Raw genomic sequence first — 15,639 nt, forward strand, 5'->3', positions numbered from 1 at the left:
GGATCGACCCGGACGGTCGAGCTCAGGGGTGTCTTTGAGGGAAACCGCCACTCAGAGGATGCGGTAGCCGATGGTTGCTGCCGATGCCTGCGCTATCGACCACACCAGCGGATGCGCCAAATTCCGGGAGAACGACGGAGAGTCGGGCAGCGACTCGGCGATCCATAGCACGACGTTCGGGCGGTTGGTCATCGTCGAGGGCACGGCGAGGCCGTCAAGGTGCGGCCACGCGGTATGAATTGCGCATGCCCAGTGCCGACAGGTTGAGCGGGATGCGGTAATTAGCGCCGCGGATGCGCCGTTGCGGATCAGCCAGGTCCCGGACAGGTCGAGTAACCGCAGCGGCCGAATTGGCTCCCACGCGGTGAGTCGCGGCGCCCCGGCGCGGGTGTCGATCACCCGCGTTGCCTGGAATACCTCGGCGAGGGCGGTCGCAACGTCGGTGCACGCGTAGAGCACACCCTCGACATGCGGGCCGGGTCGCGAGCCGGGATGCGGATCCCACCGCATCGACGGCAGCGGGCCACAGGTGCGCAACGCATTCCACGGCAGTACATGCGCACCGGTGGTGCGGTGGACTCGCCACAAGATGCCGGTGTAGTCGATGACATCGGTGGGTTCGCAGACCAGGGGCCGGGGTGGCCTCTGCGGAGCCTTCGGTTTCGGTCGCGGGATCACCAGCGCGCGAGATCGGCGAGGAAACCCGCGACCACGGTGGGGTCGCCACCGGCCGCGAGATAGTCGATCGGGGTCCGGCCGTCGAAGTCCGGTTGCGCGGTGTGCATGAACGCGCCCAACACCGCCGGGGTGGTTCCGGGCGGTACTGCCGGAACCACAGTGTCCAGACCGGGGAGCAGGCTGTCGTCGAGGAACTGCCAGCGCGGAATGCGTCGAGTCCCCCGAAGATCGAACGCCCACAGAGTGTTTCCGGTGATACGCCGTGACACCCGCGAGCGATCCACGCTCAGGATGGTGGCTGCTTCCTTGATGGTGACCGATTCGGAGAGTGCCTGGGCGAGTTCGCGTACTGCGTTGCGGGAGCGGGTCTGACGCTCCTGAGTCGCGGACCAGCCGTCGATCGCCGCGGCCGCACCGCCGTCCCGGCGGAGAAACTCCACCTCCGCCGCGGACAGCGGTGCGGCGTCGGCACCGGGGACCGCGGTGAATGCGGAGTCCAGTTCAGCGAGGACCTCGTCGCTGGTGAGGTCGAGGTGGTGCTTGGCCAGCAGTGCGTCCAAGGCCGTGCTCATATCGCATAGCCTAGCATCAGCGTGCGCTAGTGTGCGATTTGGTCGTATGCGTCACCGGGCACTGCCACGGGTCACCTACAGGCGGCCTGGGCAGCGTCGGCGTCACCGGCGCTACGCGGGCGGCTCGGGGCAGGTGCCGTCGCCGGCCCACACAGTGACCCGGGCCGCCTGCAGCACGCCGTCGCCGTCGTTGGTCCCGCCGGCGGCGACACACTTTCCAGCGCTGATCGACGGTGCGCTGACGGTGACCATCCGGCGGAAGTGGGTGCCGTCGTTGAGCGTGACCGTGGTCGGCCCGGACGGGCCAGCGACGGTGAGGGTGTCACCGGAGATGGACTCGACCACACCGCGGACGCCGTGGTGCGGCGTCGGGGCCGCCGGGGCGTCGGCCGCCGCTGCGGGCCGCTGCGGGCACTTGCCGTCGACCGTGGTGCTGATCGCCACGAACTTCGCGGTGATGGCGCCGTTGTCGGCCGGGGCGCTGTCGGGCGAGCCACCGGCTCTGATGCAGGTGCCGGCGGTGATCTCGCCGCGCTGTGCGGGCACCGACTCGAAGATCCGGGTGCTGTCGGTCAACGACACGGTGGTGGTGCCAGACGAGCGCGCCACCTCGAAGGTGTTGCCGGACACCGAGGAGACCGAACCCGTCACGTGGTCGCCCTGCGCGTGGGCGAGTGCGGGGAAAATCAGTGCGGTGGTTCCGGTTACCGCGAAAACCGCGAGAGTGGTGCGACAACGGACAGACATCAACATGCTCCAATCGTGGACTTCGCCGGTGCGCTTGTCCTGGTATTAGGTCATATCACCGTCGGCGGTGCAGCTGTCCGCCACCTTGCTCTGAGCTATGCGTGAGCTGTGGAAAGTTCCCCGGGTAGGGACGCGGCACCGTGACGGTTCCCCGGAATTGGTTTGCCGCCAACGGAAAGTGGGCATACCCCCAGTGAGCACGACCCACGAGTCAGACCATTGCCACCAGGCCGAGGCTGACATGGGCGCCTCCAGAAAGTCGGGTAACTGTCATGATCACCCTCGGAGTCATCCTGATCGTCCTCGGGCTCGTCCTGCCCGCCCTTGTCCCTGCCTTCGCCTACGCGAACGTTTGCTTTGCCATCGGAGTCGTCCTGTTGGTTGTCGGCCTGATCCTGATGTTCGCCAGCAGAGCAGGCCACGCGGTCGGTGGTCGTCGCCACTACTACTAGCGGCGGCTGGCTGCAGTTGCAGCTGACCATTATGTGAAAGGGCAACGTCCCACGGGAATCGTCGACAAGGCCAAAAACGCCGCGCAGCACGTGAGCGGGAGTCGCCGCCGAGCCACGGCGGCGCCTTCCGTTGGCGGCCACACCAGCGCGGGTGCCCAGCCGGGAACACCGCGGGATACCTGAGCGTTGGGCCAGTCATGGCAACTCAAGACCTCACCGCGGCGAAATTCGAAGAAACCATTGCCGACAACGACATCGTGCTCGTCGATTTCTGGGCATCCTGGTGCGGGCCGTGTCGATCGTTCGCTCCGACGTTCGCGGCGGTCTCCGAGAAGCACCCCGATGTGGTGTTCGCCAAGGTCGACACCGAAGCCGAACAGCAGCTGGCCGCTGCCGCCCAGATCCGCTCCATTCCCACCCTGATGGCGTTCAAGAAGGGCACGCTGGTGTTCAACCAGGCCGGCGCGCTGCCCGCCGCGGCGTTGGAGCACCTGGTCCAGCAGGTCAAAGACCTCGATGTCGAAGCGGCGCTGGCTGAGCAGGCCGCTGCGGGCAAGCCCGAGCAGGTCTGAGGCCCAGCACGCGATAGCGTGCATCCGTGTCTTCCGAATCCGAGTTCGGCTACCAGTTCGTCAAAGTCGAACGTCCGCGTCCACACGTCGCCCTGATCACGCTGAACCGCCCGGAGCGAATGAACTCCATGGCGTTCGACGTGATGGTTCCGCTGCGCGACGCGCTGGCGGAAGTCAGCTACGACAACTCGGTGCGGGTGGTGGTGCTGACCGGGGCCGGCCGGGGGTTCTCCTCGGGCGCCGACCACAAGTCTGCGGGTTCGGTGCCGCACGTGGCCGGGCTCACCCGGCCCACCTTCGGGTTGCGGTCGATGGAACTGCTCGACGACATCATCCTGGCGCTGCGGCGCCTGCACCAACCGGTGATCGCTGCCGTCAACGGAGCAGCCATCGGTGGTGGACTGTGCTTGGCGCTGGCGGCCGACATCCGGGTCGCGGCGTCGGATGCCTATTTTCGGGCGGCCGGCATCAACAACGGGCTGACCGCCAGTGAGTTGGGCCTGAGCTACCTGCTGCCCCGGGCGATCGGCGCGTCGCGGGCGTTCGAGATCATGCTCACCGGCCGTGACGTCGACGCCGCCGAGGCCGAGCGAATCGGCCTGGTCTCCCGAGTGGTGGAGCTACCGGAGTTGCTGGACACCTGCTACGACATGGCCGAGCGGATCGCCGGTTTCTCCCGGCCGGGGACCGAATTGACCAAGCGGACGCTCTGGAGCGGACTCGACGCCGGTAGTCTGGAGGGGCACATGCAGGCCGAGGGGCTCGGACAGCTCTACGTGCGCCTGCTGACCAGCAACTTCGAGGAAGCCGTCGCTGCGCGCGCCGAGAAGCGCCCACCGGCCTTTACCGACGATAAGTAGCACCACCACGACAGGAGTACGCGCGCGTGATCACCGCAACGGACCTTGAGGTCCGCGCCGGAGCGCGCACCCTGCTCGCCGCCGAGGGCCCGGCGCTGCGCATCCAGCCCGGCGACCGGATCGGGCTGGTCGGCCGCAATGGCGCCGGCAAGACCACCACCATGCGCATCCTGGCCGGGGAAGGCGAACCGTACGCCGGCAGCGTCACCCGCACGGGGGAGGTCGGCTACCTGCCCCAGGACCCGCGGGAAGGCAACCTCGACGTGCTGGCCCGCGACCGGGTGCTCTCCGCGCGCGGCCTGGACTCGATCCTGGTCGACCTGGAGAAGCAGCAGGTGCTGATGGCCGAGGTCGTCGACGACGGCGCCCGCGACAAGGCGATCCGCCGCTACGGCCAGCTCGAGGAGCGATTCGCCGCACTGGGCGGCTACGCCGCCGAGAGTGAGGCCGGCCGGATCTGCACCAGTCTGGGACTGCCCGAACGGGTGCTGACCCAGCCGCTGCGCACCCTGTCCGGCGGGCAGCGCCGCCGGGTGGAGCTGGCGCGCATCCTGTTCGCTGCCGCCGAGGGCGGAGCGGGCGGTTCGAGTGGCACCACCTTGCTGCTCGACGAACCGACCAACCACCTCGATGCCGATTCGATCGGCTGGCTGCGCGACTTCCTGAAGAACCACAGTGGGGGGCTGGTGCTGATCAGCCACGACGTGGGCCTGCTGGCCGACGTGGTCAACCGGGTGTGGTTCCTGGATGCGGTACGCGGCGAAGCCGACGTGTACAACATGGGCTGGCAGAAATACCTCGACGCCCGAGCGACCGATGAGCAGCGTCGCCGCCGGGAGCGGGCCAACGCCGAACGCAAGGCCACTGCGTTGCGCACCCAAGCCGCCAAGATGGGCGCCAAAGCCACCAAAGCCGTTGCCGCGCAGAATATGCTGCGCCGCGCTGAACGGATGATGGCGGAGCTGGACGACGAGCGGGTGGCCGACAAGGTGGCCCGGATCAAATTCCCGACCCCGGCCGCGTGCGGAAAAACGCCGCTGATGGCCAGCGGACTGACCAAGATGTACGGCTCGCTGGAGATCTTCAGCGGTGTCGACCTGGCCATCGACCGCGGTTCGCGGGTGGTGGTGCTGGGTCTCAACGGCGCCGGCAAGACCACGCTGCTGCGGTTGCTCGCCGGAGTGGAAACCCCCGACGCCGGCCAGCTCGAACCTGGCCACGGTTGCAAGATCGGCTACTTCGCCCAGGAACACGACACCATCGACAATGCCGCGACGGTGTGGGAGAACATCGTTCACGCGGCCCCCGACACCTCGGAGCAGGATCTGCGGGGACTGTTGGGCGCGTTCATGTTTACCGGGCCGCAGCTGGAACAACCGGCCGGCACACTGTCCGGCGGTGAGAAGACCCGACTGGCGCTGGCCGGACTGGTGGCATCCACCGCGAACGTACTGCTGCTCGACGAACCGACCAACAACCTCGATCCGGCGTCGCGTGAACAGGTCCTGGACGCGCTGCGCAGCTATGCCGGCGCGGTGGTGCTGGTCACCCACGACCCGGGCGCGGCCGAGGCGCTCGACCCACAGCGCGTGGTGTTGCTGCCCGACGGCACCGAGGATCATTGGTCGGCGGACTACCGCGATCTGATCGAGCTGGCCTGACAGGATTTCAGCCAAACCCGCCCGATCGCCTCGCCACCTTCCTACGCTGAACCCGTTGGGCCGGCGAGGGGATGGTGAGGGGACGTGGCAACGACGACGAAACCGAACAAGCAACGCGATCTTCAGCTAGTCGAGTTGCGCAGCGCCTATGAGCGCGGGGCGAGTATCCGGACCTTGGCGGCGTCGACCGGCCGATCGTACGGATCTGTGCACAGCATGCTGCGGGAGTCGGGCGCGGCGATGCGCAGCCGCGGTGGACCCAACCACCGCACCCGATCGCGCTAGCTACTAGGCAGCGAAATCAGCTCTGCCGCACCGAATCCTCGACCAGGTCGAGGACCGCGGATAGCCGCTGCGGATCTTCGCCCGACGCCAGTCGCGCGACCAGGCCGTCGAGCACCAGATCCAGATAGCAGTGCAATACGTCGGCGGGGACGTCGTCGCGCAGCCGGCCGGCCTGCTTCTGGCGATGCAGCCGATCTGTTGTCGCAGCAGCCAATTCGGCTGACCGCTCCGCCCAGCCGCGGCTGAACTCCGGGTCGTGGCGCAGTTTTCGGGCGATCTCCAGCCGGGTGGCCAGCCAGTCGAACTGCTCCGGCGCCGCCAACATGTCCCGCATCACGCCGATCAGGCCCTCACGCGAGGCCACATCAGCCATCCGCTGCGCATCCTCGCGGGCCAACTCGAAGAACAGCGTGTCCTTGTCGCGGAAGTGATGGAAGATCGCCCCGCGCGACAACCCAACCGTCTGCTCCAGTCGCCGCACCGTGGCCTGGTCGTACCCGTACGCGGCGAAACACCGCCGCGCGCCATCGAGGATCTGGCGGCGCCGGGCCGCCAGGTGATCCTCGCTGACCCTGGGCATCAGGTGATCGCCGTCTACGCGGTCGTGGTCGACTTCAACATGCTGCGCAGCACGTACTGCAGGATGCCGCCGTTGCGGTAGTAGTCGGCCTCACCGGGGGTGTCGATACGGACGACCGCGTCGAATTCGACCTTGTCACCATTTTCCTTGGTGGCGGTGACCTTGACCGTCTTCGGCGTCTTACCGGCGTTGAGTTCTTCGATACCGACGATGTCGAACGTCTCGGTGCCGTCCAGGCCCAGCGTCTTGGCGCTCTCGCCGGCCGGGAACTGCAGCGGGATCACACCCATACCGATCAGGTTCGACCGGTGGATGCGCTCGAAGGACTCGGTGATGACGGCCTTGACGCCCAGCAGCGTGGTGCCCTTGGCGGCCCAGTCCCGCGACGAGCCGGAGCCGTATTCCTTGCCGCCCAGCACGACCAGCGGGATGCCGGCCTTCTGGTAGTTCATGCAGGCGTTGTAGATGAACTCCTTCGGGCCGCCCTCCTGGGTGAAGTCCCGGGTGTAGCCACCCTGGGTGCCCTCCAAACCGATGGTGTCCAGCACCCGGTTCTGCAGGCGGATGTTGGCGAAGGTGCCGCGGACCATGACCTCGTGGTTGCCGCGCCGGCTGCCCAGGGAGTTGTAGTCCTTGCGTGCCACACCGTGGGCGTCCAGGTAGTCCGCTGCCGGGGTGCCGGGCTTGATCGGGCCGGCCGGGCTGATGTGGTCGGTGGTGACGGAGTCGCCCAGCAGTGCCATCACCCGAGCGCCCTTGATGTCGGAGACCGGCTCGGGCTCCATCCCCATGCCGTCGAAGTAGGGCGCCTTGCGCACGTAGGTCGACGCCTCGTCCCAGGCGAAGGTGTCGCCGTCCGGGGTCGGCAGGTTGCGCCAGTTCTCGTCGCCCTTGAACACGTCGGCGTAGGACTTGCGGAACATGTCCTGGTTGATCGCGGACTTGATGGTGTCGTCGATCTCCTGGGCCGACGGCCAGATGTCGCGCAGGAAGACGTCGTTGCCGTCTTGGTCCTTGCCGAGGGAGTCGGTCTCGAAGTCGAAGTCCATGGTGCCGGCCAGGGCGTAGGCGATGACCAGCGGCGGGGAGGCCAGGTAGTTCATCTTGACGTCGGGGGAGATGCGGCCCTCGAAGTTGCGGTTACCCGACAGCACCGCGGTGACGGTCAGGTCTTCCTCGTTGACCGCCTTGGAGATCTCCTCGGGCAGCGGGCCGGTGTTACCGATACAGGTGGTGCAGCCGTAACCGCCCAGGTAGAAGCCGAGCTTCTCCAGGTAGGGCCACAGGCCGGCCTTCTCGTAGTAGTCGGTGACGACCTGGCTGCCCGGGGCCATGTTGGTCTTCACCCACGGCTTGGACGACAGGCCCTTCTCGACGGCGTTGCGGGCCAGTAGGGCCGCGCCGATCATCACCGACGGGTTGGAAGTGTTGGTGCAGGAGGTGATACCCGCGACCGCGACGGCACCGTGGTCGAGGATGAACTCGCCGCGCTCGCCCTTGACCCGGATCGGCTTACTCGGCCGGCCGTCCGAGCCGTTGGCGGCCGACTGCACGTCCACCGCACCGTCGTCGGCGAAGCTGAGCTTGACCGGGTCGGAGGCCGGGAAGGACTCCTCGATGGCCTCGTCGAGCTGGGTGTGCGGCGTCGGCTGCTGCTCTTCGACGTAGTTGTGGATGTCCTTGCGGAAGGCGATCTTGCTCTCCGACAACAGGATTCGGTCCTGCGGACGCTTCGGGCCGGCGATCGACGGGACCACCGTGGACAGGTCCAGCTCCAGGTATTCGGAGAAGGCCGGCTCGTGCTCGGGGTTGTGCCACATGCCCTGGGTCTTGGCGTAGGCCTCGACGAGCGCGAGCTGCTCGTCGGTGCGGCCGGTCAGGCGCAGGTAGTTGATGGTCTCTTCGTCGATCGGGAAGATCGCGCAGGTCGAGCCGAATTCGGGGCTCATGTTGCCCAGGGTGGCCCGGTTGGCCAGCGGCACCTCGGCCACGCCCTTGCCGTAGAACTCGACGAATTTGCCGACCACGCCGTGCTTGCGCAGCATGTCGGTCACGGTCAGCACCACGTCGGTGGCGGTGACGCCCGGCTGGATCTCACCGGTCAGCTTGAAGCCGACAACCCGGGGGATCAGCATCGACACCGGTTGGCCCAGCATGGCGGCCTCGGCCTCGATACCGCCGACGCCCCAGCCCAGCACACCCAGGCCGTTCTGCATGGTGGTGTGGCTGTCGGTGCCGACGCAGGTGTCGGGGTAGGCCTGGCTGACGGTCTGCCCGCCGGCCACCCGGTCACGCACCATCACGGTGCGGGCCAAGTACTCGATGTTGACCTGGTGCACGATGCCGGTGCCCGGCGGGACAACCTTGAAGTCGTCGAATGCGCCTTGGCCCCAACGCAGGAACTGGTAGCGCTCGCCGTTGCGCTGGTACTCCAGCTCGACGTTGCGCTCGAAGGCGTCGGCGGTGCCGAAGACATCGAGGATGACGGAGTGGTCGATGACCATCTCGGCGGGCGAGAGCGGGTTGACCTTGTTGGGGTCGCCGCCCAGGGCGGTGACGGCCTCACGCATGGTGGCCAGGTCGACGACGCAGGGCACACCGGTGAAGTCCTGCATGATCACCCGGGCCGGGGTGAACTGGATCTCGATGCTCGGCTCGGCGGCCGGGTCCCAGTTGGCGATCGCGTTGATGTGGTCCTTGGTGATGTTCGCGCCGTCTTCGGTGCGCAGCAGGTTCTCGGCCAGCACCTTGAGGCTGTAGGGGAGTTTCTCGGTGCCGGGGACGGCGTCGAGGCGGAAGATCTCATAGTCCGTGTCGCCCACGGTCAGGGTGGCGCGGGCTCCGAACGAATTCACCGAATCTTTGCTGGTCACTTCAACTCCCCGAGATCGAGTTCTCCTCCATCGACGGGTCCGCGCCGACGGGTGTCATAACCCTAACAGTACGATTGTCCTGTATAAAGTAAGGTTCACCTCACCTAGCCGGGGTTGATACCGTCATCAACCGTGACGATCCAGCACCCGCCGGCCTACATCCCCGGCGAGCTCTGCCTCACCGTCGGCCTCGACCCGGCTACCCCGCCCGACGACTGCATGGCGTTGGTCAAGGTTGCTGTCGCCGCGGACGGGGTGAGTGCACCGGCGGCCGATGTGCCGGCCCTGCGCGAAGTGGTGGCCGAGGCGGGCCGCGACGGCATCGACCTCAAGATCGTCGAGGTCGCCCGCAATCCCGGAATGGACACCGCGCTGCGCGACGTCGCCACGGTGGTCGGCTACGACTATCCCGATTCCACTGTCCTGGTCGTCAGTACGAACTATGTGGGCAGCTACAGCGGCCAGTTTCACCGGTCCAAGCTGGAGGCCGCCGAAGACCACGCCAAAACCGGCAATCCGGTGGTCTCCGCGCAGAATTTCCTGCACGAATTGACCACCCCGGATCTGCCCTGGACCGGCATGACGGTGGTGCTGCTGGTGGGGGTGGCGGCGGCGGCCGTCGGCACCCGCTTTCTGCAGCGACGCAGCAAACAGGCTACTGAGCGCTCCGACGTCGCCAACTAGCGGCCTTACCTCCGAAAACCCGGAAACTGGGCGATTAATTGTCGCCCAGTTGTGGGCTGTCGCAAATAATTAGGTCACCGAATGGTCACAACGCGCTTAATTACATTAACGTAGTTTGTTACGAATGTTTCTCCAGTGACTGATGTGACGTATGGTCTCAAAAGGCGCAGCTGTTGTATCTGATGTTTCTGTGCTTTTGCCACCGGCCGAAGCGCGGCGCCGCCTGCTGAGAGTCCGAGGAGATCGAAGCCGAATGAGACGCATCCGCTGTGGCTCCGATGGCTCTGTTTTCCGACGGGCGACCCGGTTCGCCCACCCCGCGACGGTGTCGGTCCTCAGTGCCGCGATGCTGCTGGGCACCCCGGGGCTGGCCGCAGCCCAACCCGGAGGGGACCCCGACGGTATCGCCGCGCTGATCGCCGACGTCGCCGACGCCAACCAGCAGCTGCAGAACCTGGGCGCACAGATCGCCGAGGAGAAGGAAGGGGTCAACAAGGCCCTGGTGGATCTGCAGACCGCCCGGGATGACGCAGCCGAAGCCCAACACGAAGTGGAGTCCGGCCGGCAGGCGATCGCCGACGCCGACGCCGCGATCGCCGCCGCGCAGCGACGGTTCAACACCTTCGCCGCGTCGACGTACGTCAACGGGCCCTCGGACAGCTACCTGACCGCGGCCAACCCCTCGGACCTGATCGCCACGGCGGCGGCCGGCCAGACCCTGGCGCTCTCCTCCCAGCAGGCGCTGGACCATCTCAAACAGGCCCGCACCGAGCAGTTGAACAAGGAGTCGGCCGCCCGGCTGGCGAAGCAGAAGGCCGATCAGGCCGTCGCCGACGCGCAGTCCAGCCAGGACGCCGCGGTGGCTGCGCTCACCGACACCCAGCGCAAGTTCGGCGAACAGCAGGGCGAGATCGACCGGCTGGCCGCACGACGCAACGAGGCGCAGGCCAAACTCGCCGCGGCCCGCGGCCACGAGCAGCCTCTCGCGGGGCCCGCGCCGGCCGGTGCCACAAGCGGTGATCGGTGGGGAAATCCCGCCGGTCCGGTCGCCGGCCCCACGGTCGGCAAGCCCGCGCAATGGGACGGTGCCTGGGACCCGACCCTGCCGATGGTGCCCAGTGCCGACGTTCCCGGCGACCCGGTCGCGGTTATCAACCAAGTGCTGGGGATCTCGCAGACCTCGGCGCAGGTGACGGCAAACCTGGGCCAGAAATTCCTGCAGTCGCTGGGCCTGGCCAAGCCCGACGACACCGGTATCAACAACGGCAAAATCCCGCGGGTGTACGGCCGGCAGGCCTCCGAATACGTGATCCGCCGTGGCCTGTCGCAGCGCGGTGTGCCCTACTCCTGGGGTGGCGGCACCGCCGCGGGGCCTGGCCGCGGTATCGGCTCCGGTTCGGGCACGGTCGGTTTCGACTGTTCCGGGCTGATCCTCTACGCCTTCGCCGGGGTGGGCATCAAGCTGCCGCACTACTCGGGTTCGCAGTACAAGATGGGCCGCCAGATCCCCTCGGCGCTGGCGCGTCGCGGCGACGTCATCTTCTACGGCCCCGGTGGTAGTCAGCACGTGACGCTCTACCTCGGCAACGGCCTGATGCTGGAGGCCCCCGACGTGGGGCAGACGGTGAAGGTGTCGCCGGTCCGCAAGAGCGGCATGACGCCTTACGTAGTCCGATACATCGAGTACTGACGGCGGTGCCATGCAACTGAGTTCATTACGTCTCTCGCGCCTCATCGGGTCGCTGCTGGTTGCGATCCCGGTGATGATGAGCCTGGCCGGACCGGCCGAGGCAGACCCTGGGTGGGACCCCACCCTGCCGGCGACGATCAGCGCCGGTGCGCCCGGTGACCCGTTGGCGGTCGCCAACGCGTCGCTGCAGGCCACCGCCAACGCCACCCAGACCACGATGGAGCTGGGCCGCAAGTTCCTCTCTGGCCTCGGGTTCAACGTAGGCGATGAAGCCGCCGGCAATGTGTCACCCGGCCAGCGGGTGCACGGCAAGCAGGCCATCGAGTACGTGATTCGCCGCGGCGGCGCGCAGATGGGCGTGCCCTACTCCTGGGGCGGCGGTTCGCTGACCGGTCCCAGCAAGGGCATCGACTCCGGTGCGGGCACGGTCGGTTTCGACTGCTCGGGCCTGATGCGTTACGCGTTCGCCGGTGTCGGCGTGCTGATCCCGCGGTTCTCCGGTGACCAGTACAACGCCGGGCGGCACATTCCGCCGAGTCAGGCCCGGCGCGGAGACCTGATGTTCTACGGCCCCGGTGGCGGCCAGCACGTCACCATGTACCTGGGTGGTGGGAAGATGCTGGAGGCTTCGGGCAGCGCCGGCAAGGTAGTCGTCAGCCCGGTGCGGACATCGGGGATGACGCCGTATCTGACCCGGATCATCGAGTACTAACGCATTCGGGACGGCCCTTACGTCGACGGATGCTGCTAACCCTGGAATAGTGAAACGAGGGCACAACGCTGCCCCTCGGCCGTGCGCCGTGCAAGCAGTTGTGTCTGACCGACCTTTGTGGAGGATTTGTCGATGACGTCATCGGATGGGACGCCCGCGGGCGCCAGCGGTTTCCCCGGCTCGGCCGGTGCCGAGACAGGCACAGTCGGCGGTAGCGGGCTCGCCGCCGACGTACACGCGCTGGAGCGGGCCATCTTCGAGGTCAAGCGCGTCATCGTCGGCCAGGACCAGCTCGTCGAGCGCATCCTGGTCGGCCTGCTCGCCAAGGGCCACGTGCTGCTCGAAGGCGTGCCCGGTGTCGCCAAGACCCTGGCCGTGGAGACCTTCGCCAAGGTGGTCGGCGGATCGTTCGCGCGCATTCAGTTCACCCCGGACCTGGTGCCCACCGACATCATCGGTACCCGCATCTACCGGCAGGGCCGCGAGGAGTTCGACACCGAGCTCGGCCCGGTGATGACCAACTTCCTGCTGGCCGACGAGATCAACCGCGCACCGGCCAAGGTGCAGTCGGCGCTGCTGGAGGTCATGCAGGAGCGCAAGGTCTCGATCGGCGGCAAGAGCTTCGCGCTGCCCAACCCGTTCCTGGTGATGGCCACCCAGAACCCGATCGAACACGAGGGTGTCTACCCGCTGCCCGAGGCGCAGCGCGACCGCTTCCTGTTCAAGATCAACGTCAGCTACCCCTCGCCCGAAGAAGAGCGCGAGATCATCTACCGGATGGGCGTCACCCCGCCGGAGCCCAAGCAGATCCTCGGCACCGGCGACCTGGTGCGGCTGCAGACGCTGGCGGCCAACAACTTCGTGCACCACGCTCTGGTGGACTACGTCGTGCGGGTGATCACCGCAACGCGCCAGCCCGAGCAGTTCGGCATGCCGGACGTGAAGAACTGGCTGTCGTTCGGTGCGTCGCCGCGTGCCTCGTTGGGCATCATCTCCGCGTCCCGGGCGCTAGCCCTGGTCCGTGGCCGCGACTACGTGATCCCGCAGGACGTCATCGAGGTCATCCCGGACGTGCTGCGGCACCGCCTGGTGCTGTCCTACGACGCACTGGCCGATGAGATCACCCCGGAGATCGTGATCAACCGGGTGCTGCAGACGGTGCCGCTGGCTCAGGTGAACGCTGTTCCGCAGCAACAGCATTCGTCGGCACCGGGTGCCCCGACACCGGCGGCAGTGGCCGGCGGTCGGTGAGCGACCCCGACACCGGGCAAGGAATCGGGGAATCCCGGCGCCCGGACACCAGCACCGCACCGCCATCGATGCTGCGCGGAGGAATCCGCGACCCCAAGCTGGCGGCGGCACTGCGCACCCTGGAGCTGACGGTCAAACGCAAGCTCGACGGGGTGCTGCACGGGGATCACCTCGGCCTGATTCCCGGCCCGGGCTCCGAGCCCGGTGAGTCCCGGCTCTACCAGCCGGGCGATGACGTGCGCCGGATGGACTGGTCGGTCACGGCCCGCACCACCCATCCGCACGTGCGGCAGATGATCGCCGACCGCGAGCTGGAGACCTGGCTGGTGGTCGACATGTCGGCCAGCATGGATTTCGGCACCGCCACCTGCGAGAAACGTGACCTGGCGGTGGCAGCGGCGGCGGCGATCGTCTACCTCAACAGCGGCGGAGGGAACCGGCTGGGCGCACTGGTGGCCAACGGTGAGCGAGTCTTGCGAGTCCCGGCCCGCTCGGGTCGCAACCACGAGCAGACCCTGCTGCGCACCATCGCCACCATTCCACGGGCCCCCGCTGGGGTGCGGGGCGACCTGGCGGCGGCCATCGACGCACTGCGCAGGCCCGAACGCCGGCGCGGGATGGCGGTCATCATCAGCGACTTCCTCGGACCGATCAACTGGATGCGCCCGCTACGGGCGATTGCCGCCCGCCACGAGGTGCTGGGCATCGAGATCCTCGACCCGCGTGATGTCGAGTTGCCCGATGTCGGCGACGTGGTGCTGCAGGACACCGAATCCGGGATCACCCGTGAGTTCACCATCGACGCCAAGCTGCGTGACGATTTCGCCCGGGCCGCGGTGGCCCACCGCGCCGATGTCGCGCGTGCGTTGCGCAGCTGCGGAGCGCCGTTGCTGGGGTTGCGGACCGACCGGGACTGGATCGCCGACATCGTCCGATTCGTCGAGTCACGCCGGCGCGGCGCGCTGGCGGGGATGCCGTGAACTCGACCCGTAAACAGACAGGTCTGCTATGACATTGCCGCTACTCGGGCCGATGACGCTGACGGGCTTCGCGCACCCGTGGTTCTTTCTGTTCCTGTTCGTGATCCTGGCTCTGGTCGCGCTCTACATCCTCATGCAGGTGGCGCGGCATCGGCGGATCCTGCGGTTCGCCAACATGGAGCTGCTGGAGAGCGTGGCGCCCAAATCGCCGACGCGCTGGCGGCACCTGTCGGCGATCCTGCTGATCAGCTCATTGCTGCTGTTCACCGTCGCGATGGCCGGCCCCACCCACGACGTCCGGATCCCGCGCAACCGCGCGGTGGTGATGCTGGTGATCGACGTATCCCAATCGATGCGGGCCACCGACGTCGCTCCCAGCCGGCTGGCGGCCGCGCAGGAAGCCGGCAAGCAGTTCGCCGACGAATTGACCGCCGGCATCAACCTGGGCCTGATCGCCTACGCCGGCACCGCGACCGTGCTGACCTCGCCGACCACCAACCGCGAAGCCACCAAGGCCGCGATCGACAAACTGCAACTGGCCGACCGCACCGCCACCGGGGAGGGCATCTTCACCGCGCTGCAGGCGATCGCCACGGTGGGCGCGGTCATCGGCGGCGGCGACACCCCGCCGCCGGCCCGCATTGTGCTGCTCTCCGACGGTAAGGAGACCGTGCCGTCCAACCCCGACAATCCCAAGGGCGCGTTCACCGCGGCGCGTACCGCGAAGGACCAGGGGGTGCCGGTCTCGACGATCTCGTTCGGCACGGCGTACGGCTACGTCGAGATCAACGAGCAGCGTCAACCGGTGCCGGTCGACGACGACTCGCTGAAGAAGATCGCCGATCTCTCCGGTGGTAACGCCTATACCGCCTCCAGCCTGGCCCAGCTCAAAGAGGTGTACACCACGCTGCAGGACCAGATCGGCTTCGAGACCATTCGCGGTGACGCGAGCACCGGCTGGCTGCGCCTCGGCGCATTCATCCTGGCGTTGGCCGCGCTGGCGGCGCTGCTGCTGAACCGGCGCCTGCCCGCCTAGATCTGC

The 15,639-nt window shown here is 67.5% G+C and carries 16 protein-coding genes; 11 read left to right on the plus strand and 5 right to left on the minus strand.

Features of this window, described 5'->3' with window-relative positions:
• Positions 1-51: 51 nt before the first annotated feature.
• The 3 genes from BN4346_RS36800 to BN4346_RS36810 form a co-directional block, all read right to left on the minus strand.
• On the minus strand, positions 52-678 hold the full coding sequence (locus tag BN4346_RS36800; RefSeq protein WP_067973120.1) for an RES family NAD+ phosphorylase: 627 nt from the start codon (positions 676-678) through the stop codon (positions 52-54).
• Positions 675-1,250 carry a helix-turn-helix domain-containing protein gene (locus BN4346_RS36805; protein ID WP_067973123.1) on the minus strand — a complete coding sequence of 192 codons (576 nt, stop codon included), beginning with the start codon at positions 1,248-1,250 and terminating at the stop codon, positions 675-677. The genes BN4346_RS36800 and BN4346_RS36805 overlap by 4 nt, the downstream gene beginning before the upstream one ends.
• A gap of 111 nt (positions 1,251-1,361) precedes the next feature.
• The gene (locus BN4346_RS36810) at positions 1,362-1,997 is read right to left on the minus strand and encodes a DUF5666 domain-containing protein (RefSeq protein ID WP_078058662.1); all 636 of its coding nucleotides are present in this window, start codon (positions 1,995-1,997) and stop codon (positions 1,362-1,364) included.
• A gap of 272 nt (positions 1,998-2,269) precedes the next feature.
• Between BN4346_RS36810 and BN4346_RS36815 the strand changes: the two genes are divergently transcribed.
• The 5 genes from BN4346_RS36815 to BN4346_RS48630 all read left to right on the plus strand — a co-directional run bounded on the left by BN4346_RS36815 (position 2,270) and on the right by BN4346_RS48630 (position 5,827).
• On the plus strand, positions 2,270-2,449 hold the full coding sequence (locus BN4346_RS36815) for a DUF6131 family protein (protein ID WP_067973128.1): 180 nt from the start codon (positions 2,270-2,272) through the stop codon (positions 2,447-2,449).
• 197 nt (positions 2,450-2,646) lie between these two features.
• A complete protein-coding gene (gene trxA, locus BN4346_RS36820) occupies positions 2,647-3,021 on the plus strand; it encodes a thioredoxin (RefSeq protein ID WP_067973130.1) in 375 nt (124 codons plus the stop codon).
• 26 nt (positions 3,022-3,047) lie between these two features.
• Entirely contained in the window at positions 3,048-3,881 is an 834-nt protein-coding gene (locus tag BN4346_RS36825; RefSeq protein ID WP_067973131.1) for an enoyl-CoA hydratase, read from the plus strand.
• A 26-nt stretch (positions 3,882-3,907) separates the two neighbouring features.
• Positions 3,908-5,542, plus strand: a complete 1,635-nt coding sequence (locus BN4346_RS36830) for an ABC-F family ATP-binding cassette domain-containing protein (protein WP_067973133.1) — start codon at positions 3,908-3,910, stop codon at positions 5,540-5,542.
• 84 nt (positions 5,543-5,626) lie between these two features.
• Positions 5,627-5,827, plus strand: a complete 201-nt coding sequence (locus tag BN4346_RS48630) for a helix-turn-helix domain-containing protein (RefSeq protein ID WP_078058659.1) — start codon at positions 5,627-5,629, stop codon at positions 5,825-5,827.
• Between the two features lie 16 nt (positions 5,828-5,843).
• On the opposite strand, the gene BN4346_RS36840 is transcribed toward BN4346_RS48630, so the two are convergent.
• Both BN4346_RS36840 and acnA read right to left on the minus strand, forming a co-directional pair.
• Positions 5,844-6,407 (minus strand): TetR/AcrR family transcriptional regulator, encoded by a 564-nt coding sequence (locus BN4346_RS36840; RefSeq protein ID WP_067973135.1) that lies wholly within the window; start codon positions 6,405-6,407, stop codon positions 5,844-5,846.
• Between the two features lie 14 nt (positions 6,408-6,421).
• Positions 6,422-9,280, minus strand: a complete 2,859-nt coding sequence (acnA, locus tag BN4346_RS36845; protein WP_067973138.1) for an aconitate hydratase AcnA — start codon at positions 9,278-9,280, stop codon at positions 6,422-6,424.
• A gap of 132 nt (positions 9,281-9,412) precedes the next feature.
• Here acnA and BN4346_RS36850 point away from each other — a divergent pair, with 132 nt between their 5' ends.
• The 6 genes from BN4346_RS36850 to BN4346_RS36875 all read left to right on the plus strand — a co-directional run bounded on the left by BN4346_RS36850 (position 9,413) and on the right by BN4346_RS36875 (position 15,633).
• Positions 9,413-9,964, plus strand: coding sequence for an Rv1476 family membrane protein (locus tag BN4346_RS36850; protein ID WP_208863244.1), 552 nt, complete (start codon positions 9,413-9,415; stop codon positions 9,962-9,964).
• 253 nt (positions 9,965-10,217) lie between these two features.
• Positions 10,218-11,654, plus strand: a complete 1,437-nt coding sequence (gene ripA, locus BN4346_RS36855; RefSeq protein WP_078058660.1) for an NlpC/P60 family peptidoglycan endopeptidase RipA — start codon at positions 10,218-10,220, stop codon at positions 11,652-11,654.
• A gap of 73 nt (positions 11,655-11,727) precedes the next feature.
• Positions 11,728-12,366 (plus strand): NlpC/P60 family peptidoglycan endopeptidase RipB, encoded by a 639-nt coding sequence (ripB, locus tag BN4346_RS36860; protein WP_407695140.1) that lies wholly within the window; start codon positions 11,728-11,730, stop codon positions 12,364-12,366.
• Positions 12,367-12,498: 132 nt separating this feature from the next.
• A complete protein-coding gene (gene moxR1, locus BN4346_RS36865; RefSeq protein ID WP_067973230.1) occupies positions 12,499-13,617 on the plus strand; it encodes a chaperone MoxR1 in 1,119 nt (372 codons plus the stop codon).
• A 68-nt stretch (positions 13,618-13,685) separates the two neighbouring features.
• Entirely contained in the window at positions 13,686-14,597 is a 912-nt protein-coding gene (locus BN4346_RS36870) for a DUF58 domain-containing protein (RefSeq protein ID WP_067973228.1), read from the plus strand.
• Between the two features lie 28 nt (positions 14,598-14,625).
• A complete protein-coding gene (locus BN4346_RS36875) occupies positions 14,626-15,633 on the plus strand; it encodes a VWA domain-containing protein (protein ID WP_067973141.1) in 1,008 nt (335 codons plus the stop codon).
• Positions 15,634-15,639 lie beyond the last annotated feature (6 nt).

It is taken from the genome of Mycolicibacter icosiumassiliensis (assembly GCF_900078685.2).
GTDB classification, from domain to species: domain Bacteria; phylum Actinomycetota; class Actinomycetes; order Mycobacteriales; family Mycobacteriaceae; genus Mycobacterium; species Mycobacterium icosiumassiliensis.